The following is a 25,818-nucleotide window of genomic DNA, read 5'->3' on the forward strand; positions in this document are numbered from 1 at the left end:
TCCGTACCCGCTGTCGAAAGCGAATGTAGGGCCTGAATGCAGGGCCAGTCATCCCCCTACTGGGACCCCTAATTCACCCTAGGAAAGGAACTGCCGAAGCCGCCTCGAATAGGTGCACCCGGGGCCTGCAATAGCCTTTTTGTTGGTGGAGTCACCTTGGAGGCGAGATGAGCGAACTGCTACTGCTGAACGGGCCGAACCTGGGCATCCTGGGGAACCGCGAGCCCGAGATCTACGGCACCGAGACCCTGGCCGACATCGCCGATTCGATCGCGGAAGAGGTCGCGGAGCGGGGCTGGAAAGTCAAGCAGGTACAACACGACGTGGAGGGAGAGCTGGTACGAGCCATTCAGGAAAGCTATGACACGGTAGGGGCCATTGTGAATCCTGGGGCCCTGATGATCGCGGGCTGGAGTCTGCGCGATGCGCTGGCGAATTACCCCCGCCCGTGGATCGAGGTCCACATTTCGAATATCTGGGCACGGGAATCCTTCCGGCATGAATCCGTGATCGCTCCGATCGCCACCGGACTCATCGCCGGCCTGGGAGCCGACGGCTACCGGCTCGCCGCCCGTGCGCTGATGGCGAAGACACCGGTCGAAGCACGATGACCGGAACCGTCCAGATCCAGGGCCGCCCGTCCGCGGGCGGCCCCCCGGCGGTGGACCCCGAAGCCTGGATCCGCCGCTTCCAGCCGGCCCCCGAGGCACCGGTACGGCTGGTCTGCCTGCCGCACGCCGGCGGCTCGGCCGCGTTCTACCACCCGGTCGCCCGGGCGCTGGCCCCCGCGGTCGACGTCCTGGCGGTCCAGTACCCCGGCCGCCAGGACCGCCGGCACGAACCCGGCATCACCCGGCTCGGCCCGCTGGCCGACCTGGTCGCCGAGGCCCTGGCCCCCTGGACCGACCGCCCGCTGGTGCTGTTCGGACACAGCATGGGCGCCCTCCTCGGCTACGAGGTCACCGCCCGGCTGGAAGCCGCGGGCACCGCCCCCCGGGCACTGATCGCCTCCGCGCGGCGCGCCCCGTCCCGGCACCGCGACGAGTCCGTCCACCTGCGCTCCGAGGAGGGCGTGATGGACGAACTGCGGCTGCTGGGCGGCGTGGAACGGGCCTTCCTGGAGGACCCCGAACTGCGCGCGATGATCCTCCCGGCGATCCGCGGCGACTACGAGGCGATCGAGACCTACCGCCACCCGCCGCGCCCGCCGCTGCGCACCCCGATCACCGTCCTCACCGGGGACGCCGACCCCCAGGTCACCGCGGACGAGGCCGCCGCCTGGGCCACGCACACCAGCGCCGGCTTCGCCCTGCGCACCTTCACGGGCGGCCACTTCTACCTGACCGAGCACATCCCCGAGGTCCTGGACCTCATCCGCTCGGTCACCGGCGGACGGGGGTGAGAGCCGGCACCCGCGGGTCGGGCTGAGACGGAGCGGGACCCACGGGCACCGAGATACGGGGCGGACCGGGCGACGACGCCGGGTCCGCCCCGTACGTATGTCCGGCGGCGGACGGCGGACTGATTGTCCGGCGGTTCAGACCGGCTGCGTGTGCACGGCGCAGGGAGAGCTGCGCGGGGCCGGGATCGCCGCGACCGTGTCGCCGGCCGCCCGGGACGGCAGTCCCCAGGCGCTTCGAATCCGGGTGAGCAAGGGGCGCGCGCTGTAGGGCGAGAGCTCCAGCTCCTGGCGGGCCTGGGCCAGCATCTCCGGCTCACCGTCCGGACCGCGCCGCCGTGCGGCGGCGCGGCGCCGCGCGAAGTCGGGGCGGCCGAAGACGTCCAGCAGCGTCAGCGAGAACAGCACGTACGCCGAGGCCTCGTCGATCAGCAGCCGGGTGGCCTCCGGCACGTCGGCCGCCGCGGCGGCGCCCAGCTGCTCCTCCAGGTCGTAGAAGGCGACGTGCTGGAGTGCCTTCTGGAGCTCGGCGGACGGGCACGGGCACAGGTACCGCAGGTGGCCCATGAGACCGCGGAAGGACAGGAGTATCGCGCTCGTCTCCGCGGTCCACTCGTGCTTGCCGAGCAGGGTGCGGAAGCCCGCCAGCGTCTCGGACAGCTCCTCCAGGATCATCTGCCGGGAGATGTCGGTGAGTTCGACGAACCGGGTCTTGTCCTCGATCTCCATGACGCGCAGCCCGTAGCGCATCAGATCGCGCGGCAGTCCGCCCGACAGCGCGTGCGCCAGCAGGCTGTACGGCTCCGAGAGGCCCGGCGCCCGGCGCTGCAGGAGCTCCACGGACTCCGCCAGGGTGCACGGCTGCACGTGGACGATGTCGTCCAGCGAGCTGTCGGTCACCCCGCGATGCGGCAGACCCCGCCGGACGAACGAGGCGCCGACGTCCTCCGCCACCGAGATCAGGTAGTGCACGCCCGGCACGCCCAGGATCGCCTTGATCTCGCCCAGGAACTCCAGCGCCTGCGCGTCCGAGCCCAGCCGGTCCACCTCGTCGACGGCGACGACCACACGGCCGTTGAGGGCGAACCGCTCCTGCGCGATGTGGCCCAGCAGCTCGCGGAAGTCGGAGACCAGCTCCGGCATGGTGGGCGGCACGGTGGACAGCGACGACGTGTAGGCGGTCAGCAGCTGTGCGGGACCAGCGGTGACGGCCGCGGAGGAGGTCTGCACCGTCTGCAGGCGGTACAGCTGGTTGCGGCACTCCCGCACCAGCCACGGCTCCCGCTCCGGGGCGGTCCAGGACCCTGCCTTGAACAGCAGGACGCCCAGCAGGACGCAGACCGCGCGCAACGGATGGTCGTCGTCGGCCGCCAGGGCGCGCAGGGCCGGGACACGGGAGAGCAGCCCCAGGTCGGCGGCGAGGAACAGCCCCAGCGCCACGCGCCGCGTCCGGTCCGTGACCGGACGAGTGCCGATCCACCACTCCCGGTCCCGCTCGTTCCACAGCACCGCGAGCAGTCCGGCGAGCGAGAGACCGATCAGCAGCAGGAGCAGCGCCTCCGGCGCGTCGGTGGCCAGGGCGGTGACGTTGTGCCGGACGTCCCGGTCGACGAAGAGGGAGCCGGCCGCCAGGAGCACGAGGCCGAGTCCGGCGAGGCCACCAGCCCACAGCCGGAGCCCGCGGAGCAGCGCGTCCAGGCCGGTCCAGCGGCGCAGCCGCCAGAGCAGCACGCCGACGGCCGTCACCGCCAGTGCGGCACCCGCCCGCTCCCCGCTCCAGATGCCCTGGGCGGCCCCGGCGAGGCCCTCCCCGATGCCCTGGGCCTGACCACGTACCGGGCCGGCGTACCGGTCCCACGCCGAGCGTGCGCCGGCGGCCAGGCCGAGGACGACGAGCGCACCCGCCGACGCGGCGAAGAACACGTGCCGCGTCACCCTCCGAGCGGCCGGTCCGGCGTGCCGCACCACCCGGCGGAAGGCGGACAGCCGGGCGAACTCGGGCACCTCGTGGCCTCGGTCGACGAGGTACGCCTCGCACACCCTGATGTACAGCGACAGCAGGAACTCGTAGGGCGAGTAGGTCGCGGGCGCCTGCACCACCACCGAGAAGTCGGCCCCCTCGGCGCAGGTCTCCAGCAGCGTCGACTTGCCCGCCCCGCGTGGTCCGCTGACCGCGATGGTCCCGCCCCTGAGCTGCGCGACCTTGCGGGCGAGCCGCCGGGACGCCTCGTTGTCCACGACGTACTGCCGGCTGCGCGGCGAGCGCAGGCCTTCGTAACTGTCCGGCAGCAGCAGGGAGTCGTGGTCGTCGCCCAGCAGCGCCTCGACCACGCGCCGCATCAGCGGGCGCACCCCGTTCACCTGGAGGTCGCGGCGCCAGCGCCGGTCCGCGAGGTCCGCCTGCCGCTTCGCGAAGGCCAGGGACACCGTCAGCGCCAGCTCCCCCAGGTTGTGGCGTACGCGCATACGCCACAGCGGGTTGCGCCGTACGAGTGCTCCCGTCACCGCGGACGGCAGCGCGGCGAGGGCGACCCACGTCCACGGAGCCGCGACGAGGGCGGAGAGGAAGGACATCGCCAGGAGCAGGAGGACGATGGTCGCCGGGGCCGGCGGGTCGTGGAGGTAGTCCAGCCGGGTCCGCGTCGCCTCATGCTTCTCCAGCGCCGCGCGGAACCGCAGCTGGTGTGCCTGGCACGGCTCCACGGCCCGCCGCACGTTCGCCTCCGACAGCATGTGCGCGCGGACGTTCTCGGCGGTGGCCTGCGGCCGCTTGCCCAGCCGCCGCGCGACGGCGGGCTCGGCCAGGCAGTCGTCGACCGCGGCCTCGTAGGCCGCCGCCTCGCGTTCGTACGCGAAGAGGCCGCCGAGCTGCCACGGCGCGGACGGACGGAGTGCGGACATGGGCGGGACGGCCTTTCAGCGGGTGACCGAGGCGGCGGACGAAGCGGCGGACGAGCCGCGGACGCGTTCGAGTTCCTTGCGGGGGATCCGGGTGCCGCGCTTGTGCTCGATCTGGAAGAACGCCTCCAGCGCCGGTTCCTCGGGCGTCCGCGTGTCGTAGGTGACGGCGTGGGCGCCCCCGTCGTCCAGCAGCCGGCCCGCACACTGCGCGAGCGTGCCGGGACCCGAACCGCTGTAGCCCCAGGAGAGCCCCGGTGCCGCCATGCAGGGCGCGGGATACAGGACCCCCTTGGTGGTGCGCACCCAGATCGGGTCGTCGAGCACGATCTCCTTGAGGACGGAACCCGCGGGCAGCCGCCGGGGCGCGCGGCCCAGGTAACTGATCTCACGGTGATCGCTGAAGAGGAATCTGCCCTTGAAGGCGACGACCGGCGTCCCGGTGACCGGGTCGACGAAAGTTCCGACCACGTCGTTGCCGTTCGCCGCCAGGAGCCGGTGGATCGCCGTCGGCCGCACGGGGCGCAGCCGGTTGATCCACTCCGCGGCCTCCCGGGTGGGGCGGGTCCTGGTGACGCTGAACGCGCCGCCGAACGGCAGGTCCTCGTCGCTCCACATGCTGACCTGCTCCAGGCACTCCACCGCCAGGTCGTCGGTGCGCCCGCACAGCTCCGCCAGACCGAGGGCGACCGTGTCGGAGGGGACGGTCTCGGTGCGGCCGGGGTCCTCGGTGCCGGCCACGGCGGGCAGCACCATCGCCGCCCGTTCCGCCTTGGCCCGCGCGGTGCCCGACGGGCTGTGCCCGCCGCGCCTGTCGAGGATGCGCTCGATCTCGCGGCGCGTCGACTCGGCGGCCCGAGTGCGCATCTCGTGTCCGATGGTGAAGAGCGCGCCACGCACCGGCGATCCCTCGGGCTCCGTCCCGGCCAGCGCGTAGAGCGGTTCCCAGGACGGCCAGGTGACGACGTCGACGGGCACGGGTGCGTCACCCGGCTGCCACGCCGTCAGGTGCGCGGGGCGGCGCACCGCGGACGGCCACCAGGGCACCTGGGTGCCGATGTGGGCGGCGATGTCCGACCAGCGGGGCTCGTACACCGTGTCGGGACGGGCGCGGTCCACCGCTTCCAGGGCAGGGCCGTAGAGGTCGTAGTGGTGCTGGACGACCACGACGGTCGCCGCCTCCTCGTGGACGTCGAGCAGGCGGTCCGGGGTGAAGGCGGAGCGGACCGGATAGGCGACGGCCACCACTCCGGCGTCGGTCTTCCACAGTCCGGCGAAGTGGTCGGGCCCGGCACCGGTCTCCTCGTGGGTGGCGTAACGGCCCCCGAGGTAGCGGTGCTCCGTGCTGTCCGCCGGGCGCAGCAGCAGGGGGACCCAGGAGGCCAGGCGGGAATGCGAGCGGGCGAGCCAGCGGGCGAAGGCCTGGCCGTGCCACTTCGTGACTCCGTCCGTGTACTTCGGGTCGATCGGCGCGATCAGGCCGGGGTCCGACCGGATCTCCTCCCACGCGCTCTCCGACAGCCCGAACGTCTCCCGCAGCTCGGCCGAGGTCATGCGGTCCAAAGAATTCCCCTCCGTGTACGGCCTCCCCAGCGCATCCCATCATGCGGGGGACCACTGACAAGTCCTGACCGCCCGGGCGCAGTTCGGCACCACCGGGCGCCGGCCCGGCGCGGCGAGCGGCGAAGCCGGCACGGTCGCGCACCGTGTCGCTGTTGGGCCGAACGGGTGACTTGGCGTAAGAATTGGCTGGTGCAGGCGATGAGTGCGAGTCAGATCGGGGGGAGCCGGTGAACAGTCACGGACACGATGTCACCGATGAACAGTGGGAAGGGCTCGCCCAGGTCGTGCCGCTGCGGGGACGCGACGCCTGGCCGTCCGCGGTGGGGCACCGCACCCTTCCCGACGCGGAGACGGAGACCCGCCGCCGCTTCGTGGTGCTGCGCGTCAACGTCTTCGCGGACGCCCGCGAGGTCGCCGAGACCCTGATGTCCGGCATCCCCGTCCTGCTGGACCTCACCGGAGCCGAGGCCGACGTCGCCAAGCGCGTCCTCGACTTCAGCACCGGCGTGGTGTTCGGCCTGGCCAGCGGGATGCACCGGGTCGACCGCAACGTCTTCCTCCTCACCCCGCCCGGCACCGAGGTACAGGGCCTGATGGAGGGCGCCGGGCTGCCCGGCGTCTGAGCGTCGCCCGCGCCGGTAGCCCGATCGTAGGAAGGGCGTGCAAGCGGAACGGTTCGCCCGGCGGCGGGGTCCTACGGTCCGCTTATGGCTGTCTCCCCCAGGACGTGCACGCCCGGCCCCCGCACCCCGCGACAGCGGGAGCGCCCCGGCGACGACCCGCCCCCCGCGCTCCGTCCCCACCTGACCGAACTGCGTCTGTCCGCCTTCGCCGGACACCGGCGCACCGGGCTCCCGCTGGGGCCGGTCACCCTGTTCGCCGGGCCCAGCGGCACGGGCAAGACCAGCGCCCTGCGGGCCTACGAGGCGCTGGCCCGGCTCGGCGGCGGCGCGCGGCTCGGCGAGGCGTTCCGCGACCCGGCGGCCTGTGTGCCCGAGCGGGCCCGGCCCGACGCGCAGCGGCGGCGCGGCTTCCGCATCGGCTGCACCGCCGACGGGCCCGAGGGCCCGGTCCGGCTCGACGTCGCCGTCCAGGCCGAGCCGGAGCTGCGCGTCGTGGGGGAGCGGCTGACCGCGGGCGATGTGGTGCTGCTGGAGACCGCGCTGCGGGACCCGGACCGGCGCGCCGTCCAGGCCGCCTGGCACACCGCCGGCTCGGCACCCGTCACCCGCGCCCCGCTGCCCGACGACCGGCTCGGCACCGCGCTGCTGCCGCTGCGGGTGGCCGGCAAGACCGACGGGCAGCGCCGGGTGCTGGCCGCGGCCGAGCAGATGGTCGTCGCGCTGCGCTCCGTCTTCGCCTGCGACCCGCTGCCCGAGCGGATGCGGGCGCCCGTGCCCAGCGGTCCCGGTCGGCTGCTCGGCGGCTGCGGCAACGTCGCCGACGTGCTGTGGCGCACCCGCGCGGAGTGCGGTCGGCGGCACGCGCTGTTCGTCGAGGCGGTGGCGGCCGGCTGCGCCGGACCCGTCGCGGAGGTGCTCGCCGAACCGGCCGGGCACGGCACCGTGCGCGCCCTGCTCGACCGGGGCGACGGCTTCCGCACCGACTTCGCCCGGCTCGGCGACGGCGAACTGCGCTACATCGCGCTGGCGCTGGTGCTGCTCACCGGCCCCGGCGTCCTGGAGGTCGATCCGGCCGGCGAGGTGCCCGCCGCGCTCCAGGCGCTGACCGTGCTCGCCGACGGGTTCGACCGGCAGGTGGACACCGCCCAGCGGCAGGCTCTGCTGCGGCTGGCGGTGCGGTCGGCGCGCGACGGGCACATCCGCTGCGTGGCGGCGGTGAGCGACGTCTCGTGGGCGGTCGGGGAGCGGGGGGTGACAGTGGTACACCTGAAGCCGTGACAGGAGAGCCCCGAGAGCAGCGCCGGGCGCGGGAGCCGCGCGAACCGCTGGACGTGGCGCGCTTGCAGCGCAGGCTCGCCGCGTTCGCCGCGGCGCGCGACTGGCAGCGCTACCACACCCCCAAGAACCTGGTGGCCGCGCTCAGCGTGGAGGCGTCCGAGCTGGTGGAGATCTTCCAGTGGCTGACGCCGGAGGAGTCGACACGGGTGATGGCCGATCCGGGCACCGCGCACCGGGTCACGGACGAGGTCGCCGACGTCCTCGCCTATCTGCTCCAGCTGTGCGAAGTGCTCGGCATCGATCCGCTGGCGGCCCTGGACGCGAAGATCGACCGCAACGAGCGGAGGTTCCCGACGCCGGAGTGACTCGGTCCGGTATCACTCTCCGCAGTCAACTCCCGTGACGAATCCGAATTGTTGTCCAGAGATTTCCGTCTTCCTCTGGCTTTTCGTCTCTCACGCCCTCACTCTGGGTAGTGAACCAATGGAGTTCGGGCGGACGCGCGCACAGCGCGTCAGGACAGACGGGGGCAGCGCATGGACGCGGTGCGGCTCATCGTGACGAGCAGGCGTGCCCTTGCGGCGAGCGACGAAGTGCCGCAGATCATGACGGAGGTGTGGCAGGCACAGGCCCTGGCGCAGGCGATCGGCAGCCGCCTCGCCGTCTTCGGCCCGCCGGAACTGCGCGGCGAGGCACTGGGGTTGACGGAACTGGCGGGCCGCGGCTGCGGGGTGCTGGACGACCCCGACCTCGCCCCCGGCGAACTGCGCGCGGCCCAGCTCACCGAACTGGGCGACGCCCGCCAGGCGCTGACCTACCTCGCGGGACTGCTCGGTGAGGTCGGCATCGCCCTCGTCGGCATAGCCTGCGCGGCGCCCGACGAGGCGACGTACTGGCAGTGCATGGAAGCCATCGACGCGGCGGACGAGTCCCGCGACCGCGTCCGCGAACTGCTGCGCCGGCTGGCGGACAGGGAACAGGCGGTACCCGCGCGAGAGGCAGGCTGACGCCCACCTCTCACCGACGTGGCACGCCGGAAGGTCACACCCCGGGCGGCTCGGCCGCCTGGAAGTCCCGTTCCAGCGGGCCGGGATCCTCCCGCCCCGCTGCCTGGAGGTCCGCGTCCAGGGCGGACAGGTCAGCGTTCAGGGCCGCCATCAGCTCCTCCATCTGCTGCAGCAGCCCCTTCGGCTGGGCGGACCCGCCCTGCTGCGGCACGGTCTCTTCGGACATGACGGCCTCCTCGGCCCGTGGCCTCCCGGGGAGGCCGATGCGGGGGGCGCGCCGGCGCGGACCGCCGGTGCGGGCGCCGGGCGGCCCGGCTCCGCCCGAGCCAACGATCACCCCCAGGCCCGGTCACTGGCCCGGGCGCGCCCCCGCCTCGCGGTTGACGTTTTTCACCCGCGAGGGGAGAACCCCCAGGGGCGCACGGACCCCGGCCCCCGCGCACGGGCCCGGACTCCCGCGTGCGGTGGCCTCCCGGGCGCCACCGCCCCACCGCCCCACCGCCCCATCACCACCGCCGCCTCGTCGCCTGATGACCGCGGCCACCTTCCGGCTGCCCGGCGTGCTCGCCATCCAGGTCGCGCAGGTCGACCAGATGTCCGGCGGCCGCATCGAGCTGGGCCTGGGCGCCGGCTGGTTCGAGGAGGAGCACAAGGCCTACGGCATCCCCTTCCCGAAGGAGAAGTTCGGCCGCCTGGAGGAGCAGCTGGCGATCGTCACCGGGCTGTGGGCCACGGAGCCCGGCAAGACCTTCGACTTCCACGGCACCCACTACGACCTCACCGACTCGCCCGCGCTGCCCAAGCCCGCCCAGGCCAAGGTGCCCGTCCTGATCGGCGGCCACGGCGCCGTGCGCACCCCGCGGCTCGCCGCGCAGTACGCCGACGAGTTCAACATGCCGTTCGCCTCGGTCGAGGACAGCGAGCGCCAGTTCGGCCGGGTGCGCGCCGCCGCCGAGGCGGCCGGCCGCGCGCCCGGCGACCTCGTCTGCTCCAACGCCCTCGTCGTCTGCGTCGGCAAGGACGACCGCGAGGTCGCCCGCCGCGCCGCCGCGATCGGCCGCGAGGTCGACGAGCTCAAGCAGAACGGCCTGGCCGGCTCCCCGGCCGAGGTCGTCGACAAGATCGGCCGCTACGCGGCGATCGGCTCCGCCCGCGTCTACCTCCAGCTCCTCGACCTGGACGACCTCGACCACCTGGAACTGATCTCCTCCCAGGTCCAGTCCCAGCTCACCTGAGACACCGCCCTCGCGACCGTCCGCACAAGGCCCCGCGGGAGACGTCGCAGAAGGCCGCGCGATAAACGAAGGCGCAGGTCCGGCCCTGTGTGCGATCGTGTGACGGTCGTCCTGCCGAAGCCCCCAGGATCACCACCCTGGGGGCTTTCGCACGACGCCTCCCTGTCACCCGTCCCGCCGGAGAGGCCCTCCGCATGTTCCTGACGATCAGTACCACCGGCACCCCGGAACACCCCGCGACCGAACTCGGCCACCTGCTGCACAAGCATCCCGACAAGGCGCAGGCGTTCTCCACCTCCTACGGCACCGCCCACGTCGTCTACCCCGAGGCGGACGACCAGCGGTGCACGGCGGCGCTGCTGCTGGAGGTCGACGCGGTGGCACTGGTCCGGCGCGGCAAGGGCAAGGGCCGCGGCGGCGCACCCGACGCGAGCCTCGCGCAGTACGTCAACGACCGCCCGTACGCGGCCTCCTCGCTGCTCGCGGTGGCGATCGGCACCGTCTTCTCCAGCGCCGTGCGCGGGGTGTGCCGGGCCCGGCCCGAACTCCCCGGCCGGGCCAGGCCGCTGCGCGTGGAGGTGCCCGCGCTGCCCGCCCGCGGCGGCCCCGGCCTGGTGCGCGGCCTCTTCGAGCCGCTGGGCTGGGAGGTCACCGCCGAACCGGTCGCGCTGGACACCGAGTTCCCCGAGTGGGGCGACTCCCGGTACGTGCGGCTGGTCCTGGAGTCGGAGACCCGCACCGTCGCCGAGGCGCTGCGCCACCTGTACGTGCTGCTGCCGGTCCTCGACGACGCCAAGCACTACTGGGTCTCCTCCGACGAGGTCGACAAGCTGCTGCGGGCCGGCGAGGGCTGGCTGTCCGAGCACCCGGAGCAGAAGCTGATCACCAGCCGCTACCTCTCCCGCCGCTGGTCGCTGACCCGTGCCGCGATGGAGCGGCTGGAGCTGGTGCGGCTGGCCGAGAGCGACGACAGCGAGGTCGAGGCGATCGACAACGCCGTGCGGACGGAGACCGAGGCCGAGGAGAAGCCGACCCCGCTCGCCGTGCAGCGCCGGGAGGCGATCGTCGCGGCGCTGACCGAGTCCGGCGCCGCCCGTGTCCTGGACCTCGGCTGCGGCCAGGGCCAGCTGGTGCAGGCGCTGCTCAAGGACCCCCGGTTCACGGAGATCGTCGGCGTCGACGTGTCGATGCGGGCGCTCACCATCGCCTCCCGGCGGCTGAAGCTGGACCGCATGGGGGAGCGGCAGGCCTCCCGGGTCACGCTGCTCCAGGGTTCGCTCACCTACACCGACAGCCGCCTCAAGGGGTACGACGCCGCCGTCCTCAGCGAGGTGATCGAGCACCTGGACCTGCCCAGGCTGCCCGCGCTGGAGTACGCGGTGTTCGGCGCCGCCCGGCCCCGCACCGTCCTGGTGACCACCCCGAACGTCGAGTACAACGTCCGCTGGGAGTCCCTGCCGGCCGGGCACGTCCGGCACGGCGACCACCGCTTCGAGTGGACCCGCGCGGAGTTCCGCGCCTGGGCCGAGGCGGTGGCCGCCCGGCACGGCTACACGGTCGGCTTCCGTCCCGTCGGACCCGACGACCCCGAGGTCGGGCCGCCGACCCAGCTGGCGGTGTTCACCGTACGGACCATGAACGAGAAGGAGGCGAAGGCCGCATGACCGAGACCCGTGTTCCCGACGACACCCGCTCCGCCGCGGAGCGGGGCCGTGTCCTGCCCGTCACCGACCTCTCGCTGGTCGTGCTGATCGGCGCCTCCGGCTCCGGCAAGTCCACCTTCGCCCGCAGGCACTTCAAGCCCACCGAGGTGATCTCCTCCGACTTCTGCCGGGGGCTGGTCTCCGACGACGAGAACGACCAGAGCGCGACCAAGGACGCCTTCGACGTCCTGCACTACATCGCCGGCAAGCGGCTCGCGGCCGGCCGGCGCACGGTCGTCGACGCCACCAGCGTGCAGCCGGAGGCCCGGCGCCGGCTGATCGACCTGGCGAAGAAGCACGACGTGCTGCCCATAGCCATCGTGCTCGACGTGCCCGAGGAGGTGTGCGCCGAGCGCAACGCGGCCCGCACCGACCGGGCCGACATGCCGCGCCGGGTCATCCAGCGGCACATCCGCGAACTCAGGCGCTCACTGCGGCACCTGGAGCGCGAGGGCTTCCGCAAGGTGCATGTGCTGCGCGGCGTCGAGCAGGCCGAACACGCCACCGTCGTCACCGAGAAGCGGTTCAACGACCTCACCCACCTCACCGGCCCCTTCGACATCATCGGCGACATCCACGGCTGCGCCACCGAGCTGGAGGCGCTGCTCGGCAAGCTGGGCTACACCGACGGCGTGCACCCGGACGGGCGTACCGCCGTCTTCGTCGGCGACCTCGTCGACCGCGGCCCGGACAGCCCGGGCGTGCTGCGCCGCGTGATGGCCATGGTGAAGTCGGGCAACGCGCTGTGCGTGCCCGGCAACCACGAGAACAAGTACGGCCGCCACCTCAAGGGCCGCAAGGTCCAGCACACCCACGGCCTCGCCGAGACCGTCGCGCAGATGGAGGGCGAGAGCGAGGAGTTCCGTCAGGAGGTGCGGGAGTTCATCGACGGCCTGGTCAGCCACTACGTCCTGGACGGCGGCCGGCTGGTCGTCTGCCACGCCGGCCTGCCGGAGAAGTACCACGGCCGTACCTCCGGCCGGGTCCGCTCGCACGCCCTGTACGGCGAGACCACCGGTGAGACCGACGAGTTCGGGCTGCCGGTGCGCTACCCGTGGGCCGAGGACTACCGCGGCCGGGCGGCCGTCGTCTACGGCCACACCCCGGTGCCCGAGGCCACCTGGCTCAACAACACCATCTGCCTGGACACCGGCGCCGTCTTCGGCGGCAAGCTCACCGCGCTGCGCTGGCCGGAGCGGGAACTGGTCGACGTACCGGCGGAGCGGGTCTGGTACGAGCCGGTGAAGCCGCTGCGCAGCGAGGCCCCCGGCGGACACGACGGGCGGCCGCTGGACCTGGCGGACGTGTACGGGCGCCGGGTCGTGGAGACCCGGCACCAGGGCCGGGTCGCCCTGCGCGAGGACAACGCGGCGGCGGCCCTGGAGGTCATGAGCCGCTTCGCGGTCGACCCGAGGCTGCTGCCGTACCTCCCGCCGACCATGGCGCCGACGGCCACCAGCCGGGTGGAGGGCTACCTGGAGCACCCGGCGGAGGCCTTCGCGCAGTACGCGCAGGACGGGGTCGAGCGGGTCGTGTGCGAGGAGAAGCACATGGGCTCCCGCGCCGTGGCGCTGGTCTGCAAGGACGCGGAGACCGCCCGCGAGCGGTTCGGGGTGGACGGCCCCACCGGGTCGCTGTACACCCGCACCGGACGGCCGTTCTTCGACGACGACGCGGTGACCGAGGCCGTCCTCGGCCGGCTGCGGGAGGCGATCGGCGCCGCCGGGCTGTGGACGGAGCTCGACACCGGCTGGCTGCTGCTCGACGCCGAGCTGATGCCGTGGTCGCTGAAGGCGTCCGGGCTGCTGCGCAGCCAGTACGCCGCGGTCGGCGCCGCCTCCGCGGCGGTGTTCCCGGGCGCGCTGGCCGCCCTGGAGGGCGCGGCGGCACGCGGTGTGGACGTGGCGGGGCTGCTGGAGCGGCAGCGCGGCAGGGCCGCCGACGCGGCGGCGTTCACCACGGCCTACCGCCGCTACTGCTGGACCACCGACGGACTGGACGGCGTCCGCCTGGCACCGTTCCAGATCCTCGCCGCGCAGGGCCGCAGCCTCGCCGGTCTGCCGCACGACGGGCAACTGGCGCTGCTGGACCGGATGGTGGAGCACGACGGCACCGGACTGCTCCGGACCACCCGGCGGCTCCACGTCGACACCGGCGACCCGGAGTCGGTGCGGGCGGGCGTCGACTGGTGGCTGGAGATGACCGGCCGCGGCGGCGAGGGCATGGTCGTCAAGCCGGTCGGCGCGCTGGTCCGCGACGGGCAGGGACGGCTGGTGCAGCCCGGCATCAAGTGCCGCGGCCGGGAGTACCTGCGGATCGTCTACGGTCCCGAGTACACCCGCCCGGACAACCTCGCCCGGCTGCGGCAGCGGTTCCTCAACCACAAGCGGTCGCTGGCGATCCGTGAGTACGCCCTCGGTCTGGAGGCCCTGGACCGGCTGGCGGAGGGCGAGCCGCTGTGGCGGGTGCACGAAGCGGTGTTCGGGGTCCTCGCACTGGAGTCCGAGCCGGTGGACCCCCGGCTCTGAGCCGGTCCCAGGCCCGGCTGCGGCGGTTTCCGGCCAGGTCGCTCCCGTAAGGGGGCGATCTCGGCCGGACCCCGGGCCGCGGGTCCCACACGTCCCTGGTTAACCGGTGGTAGCCGTGCTAACTTCGCTGGTCCGTCAGGCAGGCATACCGACTCAGGGGGAAAGTCGGTGGGGACAGACGAGGGCTTCGGGGCAGCGGGCGAACCGGAGGACGACACCGCGCGCGCCCGGGGCCTCGAGCTGCTGTTACGGCTGACCGAGGCGCTCTGCGACCTCGGTTGCATGGCCGATCCGCAGGAGCGCACGCAGTTCGCGGCGGTGCTCGGCGAGCACCTGAGCCGGCCGGTCGACATCCGGGGCGTCAAACTCCGCGAGGACGTCGTGAGACTGGCGCGCACCGCGCTGAACGTGAGCCGCGGTGAACGCGTACTCGTCACGGTGGTGCGGATCTTCGAAGGAGACGCCGCGGCCGACGAACTCGACCGCCTCATCGCCCCGGCCGCCCCGCCCGCCGCCACCCTGCCCGGCCCGCTCTCCGGCCACGACGAGACGACCGCCCGCGCGTTGCTCACCGAGGCCCGCGGCGAACTGTCCGCCACCCGGCTGCGCGACGACCTCGCCGCCGAGCTCAACGGCCTCCCGCTGCCCGTCGGCCTCGCCGCCGACCAGCTCTTCACCCACGTCGTCGAGTACACCGCACAGCCCGACGGAGTCCCGCCCGCCGTCCTCCTGCTCGACCACGCCGCCCGCCTCGCCCCCGCCCACCACACCGCCCTCACCGCCTGGGTCGACGGCTGGGCCCACCGCGCCGGACTCACCGACGCCGTCGCCCGGCGCCGCACCGGGCGCGCCGCCGCCGTGGCCCACGACCCCGACATCCCGCGCTGCCTGATCATCGCCGTCGAGCCCGCCCGGGACGGCTCCGGCGAGGTCGTCGTCCGCGCCTGGCTGAACAGCGCCGCCGGACGGTGGGACCCGCATCCCGAGGAGCCGGTCGTCACCACCCTGGACGGCCTCGGCCCGGCCGTGGAGACCGCGCTCCGACAGGGCGCCCGGCTCTGGGCGCCGCAGCGCGGGCCAGGCCCGAGCGGACCCCAGCAGCCACCGCCGTACGTCGAATTCGTACTGCCGTACGACCTGTTGAACCACGATGTCGCCGGACTACGGCTGCGCTCCGGAGACGGGCGTCCACTGCCGCTCGGCCTGAAGTACGGGGTGCACCTGCGCAGTCTGGAGCGGATGCGCAGCGACGACGACCTGGTCCGCGACCAGTGGCGGGAGCGCTGGCACGCCCTGCGGCAGCACGGCGTCACCGTGCACGGCTGGAGCGAACCGGACGCGGAACGCCTCGACGCGTGGCAGATGTCCCTCGCCGGGGAAGCCAGACATACGGCGGTGGTCCTGGACGCACCGGAGGACGTCTTCGCCCTGGAGGCGCTGAAGGCGGCCATCGCGGAGGGGATAGGGCTCGCGGTGTGGGACCGCAGGGGGGTGTTCGTGGAGGAGCGCAGGGAAGTCGTCACGGCCGTCTTCGCGTCCGTCCCCACCTCCGCGCAGATACCGATGGCGATCCACCGCCTGCGCCAGAAGGCCGAACTCCACAGCCAGCCCCATCTGCTGGGCCGGCACCTGGCCTTCTTCTGGGACGACCCGACCCGTCCCGTCGACATCCAGCCCACCGACCACGACGACCTGGCCAGCTAGGAGGCACCGGGATGAGCGTGCAGGAGCACACGGAACCAGGCGGCTGGCGCGTCTTCCACGCCACCGGCCGGGCGCCCGAGGTGCCGCCGTCCCTGCCGGAGCCACCGCCCTGGCGGCGGTTCCGCGGCGCCCCGGTCCAGCCGGCGCCACCGGACGACCCGGAGGCCGCCGAGCGCCGCCTCGGCCCCCGCGAGATCGTCCCGCAGCTCGGCCAGGACGAGATCGACATCGTCAACGCCGCCCTGCTGCTGCGCCGACCGCTGCTGATCACCGGCCCGCCCGGCGTCGGCAAGTCCACGCTCGCCTATGTGATCGCGCGGGAGCTGGGACTCGGCCGGGTGCTGGAGTGGAACGTGGTCAGCCGCACCACCCTGCGCGACGGCCTCTACACCCACGACGCGATGGGCCGCGCCCAGGCCATCGCCGCCTGGCAGGCCGGACTGCGCGAGGCGGCCCAGCTGGAATCCGCGGACAGTACCCCTCAACTCCCCCCGGTGTTGGGTGACTTCCTCACTCTCGGCCCGCTCGGCACCGCCCTTCTGCCCTACGATCGTCCCCGTGTGCTTCTCGTCGACGAACTCGACAAGAGCGACATCGACCTGCCGAACGACCTGCTGCACGTACTGGAGAACGGAAGCTATGACGTCCCGGAACTGGTGCGTGACGCCGCGGCGGTCGCCCGCGTCCACACCCGCGACCCCGGCGGCCACGCCGAGGTGCGCGACGGGCGGGTCGAGTGCCGGGAGTTCCCGGTCGTGGTGATCACCAGCAACGGCGAGCGTGAGTTCCCCGCCGCCTTCCGCCGGCGCTGCCTCCCGCTGGAGATGCGGGTGCCCAGCAGGGAGCAACTTCTGGCCATGGTGGAAGGGCACCTCGGCACCCGGCCGGAGGGCACCGAAAGCCTCGTCGACCTGTTCGTCCAGCGGGTCCAGTCGGGCGGCACCCACTCCCTGGACCAGCTACTCAACGCTGTCCAGATGACTACTGCGGGTGGTTTCCAGAGCGGCGGTCCCGGGCGTAAGCTCGTGGAAATGCTCCTCCGCGACCTCGCGAAGGGCCGCTGAATGAACGGCTTTCCCAGGGAGCGCGCATCCGGACTCGGCGACAGTGGCCCCGCCTCGGGCTCGTCGCCTCCTTCGGCGTACCCCGAGTCCGACGAGTACGGGGCCGAGGACGGAGCCTCGCTGACACACGCCCTGGAGTCCGAGGCCTCCGCCCGCGCCGAGCCGTACCCCGACGCCGAACTGCCGCCCCGCTGGCAGGAGGTCGCCGACGCCGTCTGGCTCGCCGCCTACTGGGACCGCCACGGTGGCCCGACCGCGCCCGGCCGGGAGAGCGCCGACGACGGACCCCGCCCCGAGGGACCCCTCGCCGAGGACGCCGCACGCCCGAGGACACCCCCGGCCGCCGACCCCGCCCCTCCCGCCGAGCCGCCGCCCCCCGGCACCGGCCCCGACGCGGACGCCCGCACCCCGGCCGGCCCCCGCCCGCTGCCGCCGCGGGAACGGCCGCCGGCCACCGGCCCGGCCGTACCGTCCACTGCCGCGCGCCGGTTACCCGTCCCCGAACCCGGCGGACCGCTCACCCTCCACCTCGGCCGCCCGCTGCTGCCCGAGCCCCAGCCCGCCTCGCAGGCGCCCGGCCGGCCCACCGCACTGCTCGCCCGCGCCCTGCACCGGCTCGCCCGGCGCGTGCCCTCCCGCGACACCCTGGAACTGGACGAGGAGACCACCGCCGAGCAGGGGGTCGTCGACGGCATGTGGATGCCCTTCCTGCGGCCCGCCCGGACCTCCGCCTTCGACCTGGTGCTGCTCGTCGACGACGCCCCCACCATGCGCATCTGGGACGACACCACCGCCCGCCTCACCGAGGCCGCCGAACACAGCGGCGCCTTCCGCGGTGTGCGCACGGTCCGGGTGAACGTGCCGCGCACCGGCGGCGCCACCCTGCGCTGGGGCAGCGGCCGGACCGCCGCCGACCCCGCCGAACTCCTCGACGGCCGCGGCGGCCGGGTCTTCCTCGTCGTCACCGACGGACTCGCGCACGGCTGGGCGGCCCCCGCCGCCGACACCCTCCTCGGCCGCCTCGCCCACGCCGGGCCCACCGCCCTGGTGCACCTGCTGCCGCCCCACCTGCGCCACCGCACCTCGCTCTACCCCTATCAGGCCGTCCTGGAGGCCGGCGGACTCGGCGCCGCCAACGACAGCCTCGAACACTGGGCGCCGCCCGGCGGCCCCGACCCGCTGCGCCCCCTGCCCGACGCCGGCGACGGCTCGGTGCCGGTACCGGTGCTGTCCCTGAAGCCCGGCTCCCTGGCCGCCTGGGCCGATCTCGTCACCGGCGAGCGCGGAGTGCGCCGCGCCCTGCCCGTCGTCCTGGCCGGCACCCTCACCAAGGGCGCGCCCGCACCCGGACTGCGCGCCCCGCGCCTCCCGCGCGCCGCCGCGGCCGCCGTGCGCCGGTTCTTCACCCTCGCCACCCCCGCCGCGCGCCGCCTCGCCACCCAACTGGCGGCCGTACCCTTCGAGTTCGACCTCATGGAGCAGCTGCGCAGGCGCGCCATGCCGGAGACCGGGCCGGACCACCTGGCCGAGATCCTGATGGGCGGGCTGATCGACTGGGACAGCGGCGGCGAGGGACGCCCGGAGTTCGCCGAAGGCGTCCGCGAGGCCCTGCTCGCCACCACCACCCGCAGCCAACTCGCCCGCACGGTCAGCCTGGTCGGCGAACTGCCGGCGGCCGGCGAACGCGGGGTCGCGCTGCGCGCCGCCCTGAGCGACCCACTGGGCGCGCGCCTGCCCGACCCGGCCGAGCGCGCCTGGGTGCGCAGCGAACTGGCCGTGATGCGCGCGTTGTCGGGGCCGTACTCCGAACGCGCGAAACGGATAGAGCCCAACCTCTCGCGGACCGCCACCGAGCCCCCCGAATGGGTGCAGGACGGCGCATACTCCGGTTTGTCCGGAAATACACCCGGTGAGGTGAACCACGACGGCGACGGGGGATCATCCGGCGGCGGAACAGGCAGTGATCCAGGGGCGAACGTCCCCGATCCCCCTGACCCCCCTGGAGACCCCGTGCCGAGCCCGGTAACCGAAGCGACCCGACAAGAAGCCCCGGAGGCTGAGCCGCCCATGCAGCGCCCCACCACGACCGCACCGCCGGCCCTTCTGGTGAACGTTCCCCTGCGGAACAACTCGTTCGTCGGCCGCCAGGCGCTGCTGCGGGCCGTGGAGGAGCAACTGAGCGCCCAGGACACCGCGGCGGTGCTGCCGCACGCGCTGCACGGCCTCGGCGGGGTGGGCAAGTCGCAGCTGGCGCTGGAGTACATCTACACCCACCAGCACGAGTACAACGTGATCTGCTGGATCCCCGCCGAACGCGAACCCATGATCCTCGCCGCGCTGGCCACGCTCGCCGCCCAGCTCGGCGTCGCCCCGACCAGCCAGGACAGCGTCGGCGCACCCACCGCCAACACCGCCGTGCCCGCCGTCCTGGAAGCGCTGCGCGCCGGAGCGCCGTACGACAACTGGCTGCTGGTGTTCGACAACGCCGAGGACATCGACGTGGTCCGCCGGTACTTCCCGGCGAACGGTCCCGGCAAGGTCATCGTCACCTCCCGCAACCGCGGCTGGGAGCGGGTGGCCACCCCGCTGCCGGTCAACGTCTTCGAGCGCGAGGAGTCCATCGAACTGCTCCAGAAGCGCTCGCCCGACCTCACCGCCCAGGACGCCGACCGGCTCGCCCGGGCCCTCGGCGACCTGCCGCTCGCCGTGGAGCAGGCGGGCGCCTGGCTCGCCGTCACCGGCATGCTCGTCGACGAGTACCTGGGCCTGCTGGAACAGCGCAGCCCGGACATCCTCGAACTCGACACCGGCCACCCCGACTACCCCGTCAACGTGGCCGCCGCCTGGGACATCTCGCTGGAACGGATCGAGGAGAAGAACCCCGGCGCCCGCCAGCTCCTCGACATCTGCGCCAGCATGGCGCCCGAGCCGATCCCGCGGTCCATGCTGCGCGGCAGCCGCGGCGTCAACATCACCCCCGAGGTCGACCCGCTGCTGCGCGAGTCGATCAAGCTGAACCGCGCCATCCGCGACCTCAGCCAGTTCTCCCTGGTCAAGGTGGACCCCCGGTCCGACACCCTCCAGATGCACCGGCTGCTCCAGACCGTGCTGCTCGCCAAGCTCGCCCCCGAGGAGCGCGAGCGCATGCGGGACGCCGCCCACCAGCTGCTCTCGGCCGCCAAACCCGGCAACTACGGCTCCTCCATGGAGTGGCGGGCCTACCAGGCGCTGCTGCCCCACGTCCTCGCCTCCCAGGCGGTGACCAGCACCGACACCTTCGTCCGCGACCTGGTCTACGACACCACGCTGTTCCTCTACTACTGGGGCGACCACGAGGGCGCCGCCGAACTCGGCCGGCAGGCCTGGACCGCCTGGCTGGGCGCCTCCGGCGAGGAGGACGCGGACGTGCTGCGGATGGGGAAGAGCTACGCCTTCCTGCTGCGGCAGATCGGCCAGATCCGCGAGTCCATCCCGATCACCGAGCAGGCCCTGGAGGTCTCCCGGCGGACCGGCGTCGACCCCGAGGTCCTGATCGACTCGCTGTGCGAGATGGCCGACGCCCGCCGCTACCAGGGCCGGTTCGAGGAGGCCCGGGGCCTCGGCAAGGAGGCCACCGAGCTGGCCCGGTCGCTGTTCGGCCCCGACGACCCCACCACCCTGCGGGCCACCCACAGCTGGGGCGTCGACCTCAGGCTGTGCGGACAGTTCCGGGACGCGCTGCCGCTGGACCAGGAGAACGCCCGGCAGCGCGAACTGCTGCTCGGCTCCGCCAGCTTCTTCACCCTCAACACCCTCAACGCGCTCTCCATCGACATGCGGGAGAGCGGCAACTACCCCGAGGCCCGGGACTTCCAGGAGGGCGTCTACCGCAGCGCGCGCACCGCCTTCGGCGAAGAGCACCCGCTCACCCTGCGCATCGCCCGCAACCTGGCGGTGTGCCGGCGCCGCGACGGGGCGCTCGCCGAGGCCGCCAAGCTGTCGGAGGAGACCCTGCGGCGGTTCAACGCCCGGTACGGCCCCGATCACGCCGACTCGCTCTCCACGGCCATCAACTACGCCGTCGACCAGCGGCTCGCCGGAGATCTGGAGAGCTCCCGGCAGCTCGGCGAGGACACCGTGCGGCGATACGCGGCACGGCTCGGCCCGGACCACGCGTACACCCTGCTCACCAAGGCCAACCTGGCCGCCACCCTGCGGGGACTGGGCGCGCTGGAGGCGGCCCAGGAGCTGGAGGAGGACGCGGCGGGCCGGCTCGCCGAGTCGCTGGGAGCCGGCCACGTCACCACCCTGACGGTGGCGATCGGCCGGGCCAACACGGCGTACGCGCTCCTGGACTTCGACCGTGCCCGCGCGCTGGACGAGGCCAACCTGCCGAGGCTCGCCGAGGTGGCCGGTGAGGAACACCCGCTGACCTTGGCCTGTGCCGCGAACCTCGCCCTGGACCTGCGCGGCCTCGGCCGGGGCGCGGAGGCCGACGAGCTCCAGCGCAAGGCCGTGGCCGGCTTCACCCGGGTGGTGCGGGGCGACCACCCGTGGCTGAAGGCGGCGGACGCCCGGCGGCGCATCGAGTGCGACATGGCGCCGATGCCGCTGTAGCCGCCGCGGTGATCCGCGGGGACGGATATGGCCGTCGCCGTGCGGCGGACCGCGGTGGGGTGCCGCGGTCCCGGTCCGCTCCGGGGCGTCAGCTCGCCTCCGGGGCCGGTGCCGTCTGGGACTCCACCGGGGTCGGCGCCGCGGTCACGGCCGGTGCGGCGTCCGGGGCAGTGTCCGGGGCCGGCTCGGGGCGCGGGGCCTTTCGGGCGTCGCGGGCGGCGAGGCGGCGGACCAGATGCAGCAAGGGCTGGGTGAGCAGTGTGGTCGCGAGGGCCATGAAGACCAGGACGGTGTAGAGCGGGCCGCTCAGCAGGCCCGCCTGGTACCCGGCGTTCAGCGCGATCAGCTCGGTCAGGCCTCGCGCGCTCAGCAGGACGCCCACGGTACGCGCGTCGTCGCGGCCGAGGCCGCTCAGCCGTGCCGCGAGCGTGCCGCTGCCCACCTTGGTGACCACCGCCAGCACGGTCACCACCAGCAGCGTGATCCAGCCCGCGCCGTCGACGCCCCTCAGCGCCACCGACTGCCCCGAGAGCACGAAGAAGAACGGCAGCAGCAGCGAGCCGACGTCGTGCAGCGGCCGGACGAGATCCGGATCGAGGGTGCCGTCCTCCTCGCGCGGCACCACCACCCCGGCCAGCAGCGCCCCGAAGATCACATGCAGCCCCAGGGAGTGCGTCACCCATGCCGATCCCAGCGCGAACCCGATGAGCAGCGCCAGCCGCAGCGAGGGCTCCAGCCGGGTGCGCCACAGCAGCCGCCGCAGCAACGGCCGGGCCGCCAGCAGCATCAGCGCGGTGAAGCCGACGGCGAGCAGCGCCCGCCATGCCCAGCCGAGCGGCTGCCCCTGCCCGCTGTCCAGCATGGTCCCGGCGAGGACCGTCCAGCCGATCACGTCGAGCACCCCGGCGGCGGACACCGCCACCACTCCGGGCACGGTCGGCGCGAGACCGTTCTCCCGCACGATGGCGGTCAGCACCGGCACCGCCGTGATCGACAGCGCTATGCCGGCGAACAGCGCCATCGACGGCGTCAGCTCCCGGGGCATGCCGAGCCCGCGCAGCCAGTCCTGGAAGAGCAGCGCACAGCCGCTGCCCACCGCCATGGGCACCAGGAAAGCGGCCAGCGCGGTGGTGACCGCGGTCCGCGCCCGGTCGCCGAGCACCTTCAGATCCAGCTCGTAACCGACCGCGAACAGAAACACCACGAGCGAGAACTGCGCGAAACCTGTCAGCGCCGGCTCGATGGCCTCAGGGAAGAGGGCGGCGTACGCCTCCGGCGCCAGCGCACCGAGCAGGGTGGGGCCGAGGGCGATTCCCGCCGCCAGCTGGCCGACGATGTACGGCTGTCTCATCCGCCGCGCCAGCCATCCTCCGGCGTGCGCGGCCACCAGGACGAGGGCCGAGGCACCCACGGAATGCGAGATCATCGCGTCAGGGCTCACGGTGTCTCCCCGCTCTCCGGACGTCTGGGGCCGAAGGCCCCAACCTCCTTAGAATACTGGTCATCTGACGTTCCGTCGGAAGTTGTACACAGTCCTGGACCGGGCTCGCGGGGGGCATATGACAGCGGTGGTTCTCATCCATGGCACGGGCGTACGCGAACCGGGTTTCTCCGCGCTCGCGGGGCGCGTCGCGGCCGGACTGACCGCGCTGCGCGACGGATTACGCATCGTGCCGTACTACTGGGGAGGAAGGCACGGCGCCACGCTCGCCGCCGGGGGTGCCAGTCTGCCGCCGTCCCCGGGTGCCGCCGGCCGCGGCCCGGCCCTCGCCGATCTCCCCGCCTCCGGCGACACCGACGACACCGCCGCCTGGGCCGCCCGGTACGCCGACCCCTGGGCCGAACTCGCCCTCGCCGCCGCCGGAGCGCCGCCGGCCGCCGAACGGCCGCCCGGCCGGCTGCCGCCGGAGGGGTCCGTCCAGACCCGGCTCGCCGCCCTGGCCGCCCAAGGGGACGCGCCCGCAGCCGAGTTGGGACCGGGACTCGCGCGGGCCGCCCTGGAGCTGGCCGCCCACCCGCTGCTCGGGCCCGCCGCCGAAGCCCTCGACCCGGAAGAACTGGCCGTCCTCGCGGGCCGCGCGCTGACCGCCCGCCTCCTCGCCGACGCCCTCGACGCGGACAGCCCGCTGGTGCCGGTCGGCGACGTACGGGACGCGGTGGCCGAACGGCTCGCGAGGGAGCTGGGCGCACCACCCCGGGGCACCGAACGGGGCGTGCGCTCCCTGCTGATGCGGACGGCGGGTTCGGCCGCCTCCCGGGTCGCGGTGCGGCGCAGACGTGCCCTGACGGAGGCCGCCCACCCGGCCGCCGGGGACATCCTGCGCTACCTGAGCCGCGGGGCCGCCGTCCGCGCCGAACTGCGCCACCTGGTCGCCGGGCTGGAGCCGCCCGTCGTCCTGGTCGGCCACAGCCTCGGCGGCATCATCGCCCTGGACACCCTGGTCGCCGAGCCGCTGCCCGCCGTACGGCTGCTGGTGACGGCCGGGTCGCAGGGGCCGTTCCTGTACGAGTCCGGTGCGCTGCCGTCCCTCGAACACCCCGCGCCGCTGCCGCCGCACGTCCCCGGCTGGCTGAATCTCTACGATCCCCGCGATCTGCTGGCCCACGTGGGCGGCGCCCTGTTCCCCGGCCGCGTCACCGACGTCGCCGTGGACAGCCGCCAGCCGTTCCCGGCCTCGCACAGCGCGTACTGGACCAACCCGGACGTGTACCGGCACATCGTGGAGCGGCTGCCGTGACCGGCCGCGTCGCCCCGGGCCGGGTGCACGCGCTGATCGTCGGCATCGAGCGGTACGACGCCGGGGACGGCTGGGACCTGCCCGGGCCCGCCCGGGACGCCGTCGCCTTCCACCGGCTGCTGCGGGCCGCCGGAGTGCCGCCGGACCGGCTCCGGCTGCACCTCGCGCCGCTGCCGCCGTACGTCCCCGACGTGCCGTACCAGTCCGCCGACCACGCCACCCTGCGCCGTGTCCTGGTCCGTGAGCTGCCCACCGCGCCCGGTGACGTGCTCTGGGTGTGGTGGGGCGGGCACGGCGTCCTGGACCGGTCCGGCGGGCTGCGGCTGTTCTGCGCGGACGCCACCACCGGCGACAAGGTCGGCATCGACCTGGAGTCCGCGCTCACCCGGTACGCCGGTGACGCCGTCCCCGGGTTCGCCGACCAACTGTGGGTCGTGGACGCCTGCGAGAGCTTCGAGGAGGCGCTGAACTTCCGCGATCCGCTGCCCGCGCAGGCGCTGCCGGTGGGGCGGCGCTCGCTGGCCCACCGGCAGGTCGTGCTGCGGGCCGCGGGCCGCGGCCGGGTCGCCGCCAACGATCCCGGGCGGGCCACCGGGCTGTTCTCCGACGTCATGCTCGGACTGCTGGCGGAACGCGCCGCGGTGCTGCCGGGGCCGCCCGATCCGGAGGAACTGTTTCCGGCCGTGCGGGCACGCATCGCGGCCCTCAGAGAGGCGGGCCGTACTCTGCAGTACCCCGAGATCCGGCTGCGCAGCCCGGAACGGGACGAGATCCTGCCGCGCGTGGAAAGCGCGGAACGCGCGGAGGGCGGCCGGACCCTCTCCCCGCTCCTGCGGGCCGTCGAGGCGCTGCTCGCGTACCCGCTGATGCAGGACCCGACCGAACGGCAGACGCTGGTCGCCGCGTTGAACCCACGTGTCACCGCGACACTGCCCCGTCACACCAAGGCGCGCACCGACGCCACCGGCATCCTCACCGCCCTCCGGCGGCGCCACCCGGACGGGCTGTGGGAGCTGTACGACGCCGTGCTGTCCCTCGACGACGATCCCGAGCGGCAGTCGGAACTGGCCGCGGCGCTGCGGGAGTTGGCCGCCGGAGGCACAGGCCGCGACGGTCGCCGGTGATCAGGTGGCGTGATCGTACGGTTTCCGATGCGGGCATGAGTGGCCATGATGGAACTGGACACGGGGCATCGCGTGCCACCGTGCGAGATAGGGGGACGCATCTTGGACCAGCCGCCCGCACTGCACACTGCCGAAGCCGCCGCCAGTGAGCCGTCCCGCACGACGGGTGCCCTCGGCTGGGAGTCGGATCTGGCGGATCTCGCGGCGCTGCCGCTGACCGCCGTGGACGGTCTCGCCCCGCTCGACCCCACCGCCCGCCTCCTCGAGGATGTCCTGCGTTCGCGCAGCAGCATCCGGGGCGGCGGAGAGACGGGGGGCGGCCGGGCGGACTAGGAGGGCACCCCCTACGGGGACACCC

General features: G+C 73.8%; 18 protein-coding genes and 1 pseudogene. 15 read left to right on the forward strand and 4 right to left on the reverse strand.

Features of this window, described 5'->3' with window-relative positions; all coding sequences use genetic code 11:
* Positions 1–167 precede the first annotated feature (167 nt).
* Both ABT232_RS09850 and ABT232_RS09855 read left to right on the forward strand, forming a co-directional pair.
* Complete coding sequence (locus ABT232_RS09850; protein WP_351838345.1) at positions 168–611, forward strand: type II 3-dehydroquinate dehydratase; 444 nt, start codon at positions 168–170, stop codon at positions 609–611.
* Entirely contained in the window at positions 608–1,402 is a 795-nt protein-coding gene (locus tag ABT232_RS09855) for a thioesterase II family protein (RefSeq protein WP_351838348.1), read from the forward strand. The genes ABT232_RS09850 and ABT232_RS09855 overlap by 4 nt, the downstream gene beginning before the upstream one ends.
* Positions 1,403–1,537: 135 nt before the next feature.
* On the opposite strand, the gene ABT232_RS09860 is transcribed toward ABT232_RS09855, so the two are convergent.
* Both ABT232_RS09860 and ABT232_RS09865 read right to left on the reverse strand, forming a co-directional pair.
* Complete coding sequence (locus tag ABT232_RS09860; RefSeq protein ID WP_351838350.1) at positions 1,538–4,300, reverse strand: hypothetical protein; 2,763 nt, start codon at positions 4,298–4,300, stop codon at positions 1,538–1,540.
* Positions 4,301–4,315: 15 nt separating this feature from the next.
* Positions 4,316–5,851, reverse strand: a complete 1,536-nt coding sequence (locus tag ABT232_RS09865; protein ID WP_351838353.1) for a hypothetical protein — start codon at positions 5,849–5,851, stop codon at positions 4,316–4,318.
* Positions 5,852–6,087: 236 nt separating this feature from the next.
* Here ABT232_RS09865 and ABT232_RS09870 point away from each other — a divergent pair, with 236 nt between their 5' ends.
* The 4 genes from ABT232_RS09870 (at position 6,088) to ABT232_RS09885 (ending at position 8,768) form a co-directional block, all read left to right on the forward strand.
* Positions 6,088–6,483 carry a cell division protein SepF gene (locus ABT232_RS09870; protein ID WP_351838355.1) on the forward strand — a complete coding sequence of 132 codons (396 nt, stop codon included), beginning with the start codon at positions 6,088–6,090 and terminating at the stop codon, positions 6,481–6,483.
* Positions 6,484–6,567: 84 nt separating this feature from the next.
* Positions 6,568–7,761, forward strand: a complete 1,194-nt coding sequence (locus ABT232_RS09875) for an AAA family ATPase (RefSeq protein WP_351838358.1) — start codon at positions 6,568–6,570, stop codon at positions 7,759–7,761.
* Positions 7,758–8,126 carry a nucleotide pyrophosphohydrolase gene (locus ABT232_RS09880; RefSeq protein ID WP_351838361.1) on the forward strand — a complete coding sequence of 123 codons (369 nt, stop codon included), beginning with the start codon at positions 7,758–7,760 and terminating at the stop codon, positions 8,124–8,126. The genes ABT232_RS09875 and ABT232_RS09880 overlap by 4 nt, the downstream gene beginning before the upstream one ends.
* Before the next feature lie 171 nt (positions 8,127–8,297).
* Positions 8,298–8,768 (forward strand): DUF6099 family protein, encoded by a 471-nt coding sequence (locus ABT232_RS09885; RefSeq protein WP_351838363.1) that lies wholly within the window; start codon positions 8,298–8,300, stop codon positions 8,766–8,768.
* A gap of 34 nt (positions 8,769–8,802) precedes the next feature.
* Here ABT232_RS09885 and ABT232_RS09890 read toward each other — a convergent pair whose 3' ends face one another.
* Positions 8,803–8,994 (reverse strand): hypothetical protein, encoded by a 192-nt coding sequence (locus ABT232_RS09890; protein ID WP_351838366.1) that lies wholly within the window; start codon positions 8,992–8,994, stop codon positions 8,803–8,805.
* A 301-nt stretch (positions 8,995–9,295) separates the two neighbouring features.
* Here ABT232_RS09890 and ABT232_RS09895 point away from each other — a divergent pair.
* The 6 genes and pseudogenes from ABT232_RS09895 to fxsT all read left to right on the forward strand — a co-directional run.
* Positions 9,296–10,003: pseudogene (locus ABT232_RS09895) on the forward strand (LLM class flavin-dependent oxidoreductase); the annotation flags it as partial.
* 194 nt (positions 10,004–10,197) lie between these two features.
* Positions 10,198–11,667, forward strand: a complete 1,470-nt coding sequence (locus ABT232_RS09900) for a 3' terminal RNA ribose 2'-O-methyltransferase Hen1 (RefSeq protein WP_351838369.1) — start codon at positions 10,198–10,200, stop codon at positions 11,665–11,667.
* Positions 11,664–14,234 carry a polynucleotide kinase-phosphatase gene (locus tag ABT232_RS09905; RefSeq protein ID WP_351838371.1) on the forward strand — a complete coding sequence of 857 codons (2,571 nt, stop codon included), beginning with the start codon at positions 11,664–11,666 and terminating at the stop codon, positions 14,232–14,234. Before ABT232_RS09900 ends, ABT232_RS09905 begins: the two co-directional genes overlap by 4 nt.
* A gap of 168 nt (positions 14,235–14,402) precedes the next feature.
* Positions 14,403–15,938 carry a VMAP-C domain-containing protein gene (locus tag ABT232_RS09910; RefSeq protein WP_351838374.1) on the forward strand — a complete coding sequence of 512 codons (1,536 nt, stop codon included), beginning with the start codon at positions 14,403–14,405 and terminating at the stop codon, positions 15,936–15,938.
* A gap of 11 nt (positions 15,939–15,949) precedes the next feature.
* Positions 15,950–17,002 (forward strand): AAA family ATPase, encoded by a 1,053-nt coding sequence (locus ABT232_RS09915; RefSeq protein ID WP_351838377.1) that lies wholly within the window; start codon positions 15,950–15,952, stop codon positions 17,000–17,002.
* Complete coding sequence (gene fxsT / locus ABT232_RS09920; RefSeq protein ID WP_351838380.1) at positions 17,003–21,598, forward strand: FxSxx-COOH system tetratricopeptide repeat protein; 4,596 nt, start codon at positions 17,003–17,005, stop codon at positions 21,596–21,598. It begins immediately after the preceding gene.
* A gap of 88 nt (positions 21,599–21,686) precedes the next feature.
* Here the strand turns inward: fxsT and ABT232_RS09925 are convergent, their stop codons facing one another.
* Complete coding sequence (locus ABT232_RS09925; protein ID WP_351838383.1) at positions 21,687–23,039, reverse strand: cation:proton antiporter; 1,353 nt, start codon at positions 23,037–23,039, stop codon at positions 21,687–21,689.
* Positions 23,040–23,157: 118 nt separating this feature from the next.
* Here ABT232_RS09925 and ABT232_RS09930 point away from each other — a divergent pair, with 118 nt between their 5' ends.
* The 3 genes from ABT232_RS09930 to ABT232_RS09940 all read left to right on the forward strand — a co-directional run bounded on the left by ABT232_RS09930 (position 23,158) and on the right by ABT232_RS09940 (position 25,793).
* Positions 23,158–24,336 (forward strand): alpha/beta fold hydrolase, encoded by a 1,179-nt coding sequence (locus ABT232_RS09930; protein WP_351838385.1) that lies wholly within the window; start codon positions 23,158–23,160, stop codon positions 24,334–24,336.
* On the forward strand, positions 24,333–25,460 hold the full coding sequence (locus ABT232_RS09935) for an effector-associated domain 2-containing protein (protein WP_351838388.1): 1,128 nt from the start codon (positions 24,333–24,335) through the stop codon (positions 25,458–25,460). Before ABT232_RS09930 ends, ABT232_RS09935 begins: the two co-directional genes overlap by 4 nt.
* Positions 25,461–25,562: 102 nt before the next feature.
* Positions 25,563–25,793 carry a hypothetical protein gene (locus ABT232_RS09940; protein WP_351838390.1) on the forward strand — a complete coding sequence of 77 codons (231 nt, stop codon included), beginning with the start codon at positions 25,563–25,565 and terminating at the stop codon, positions 25,791–25,793.
* Positions 25,794–25,818: the final 25 nt, after the last annotated feature.

The sequence above is a fragment of the Streptomyces sp. NPDC001532 genome, from assembly GCF_040298625.1.
Classification (GTDB): Bacteria; Actinomycetota; Actinomycetes; order Streptomycetales; family Streptomycetaceae; genus Streptomyces.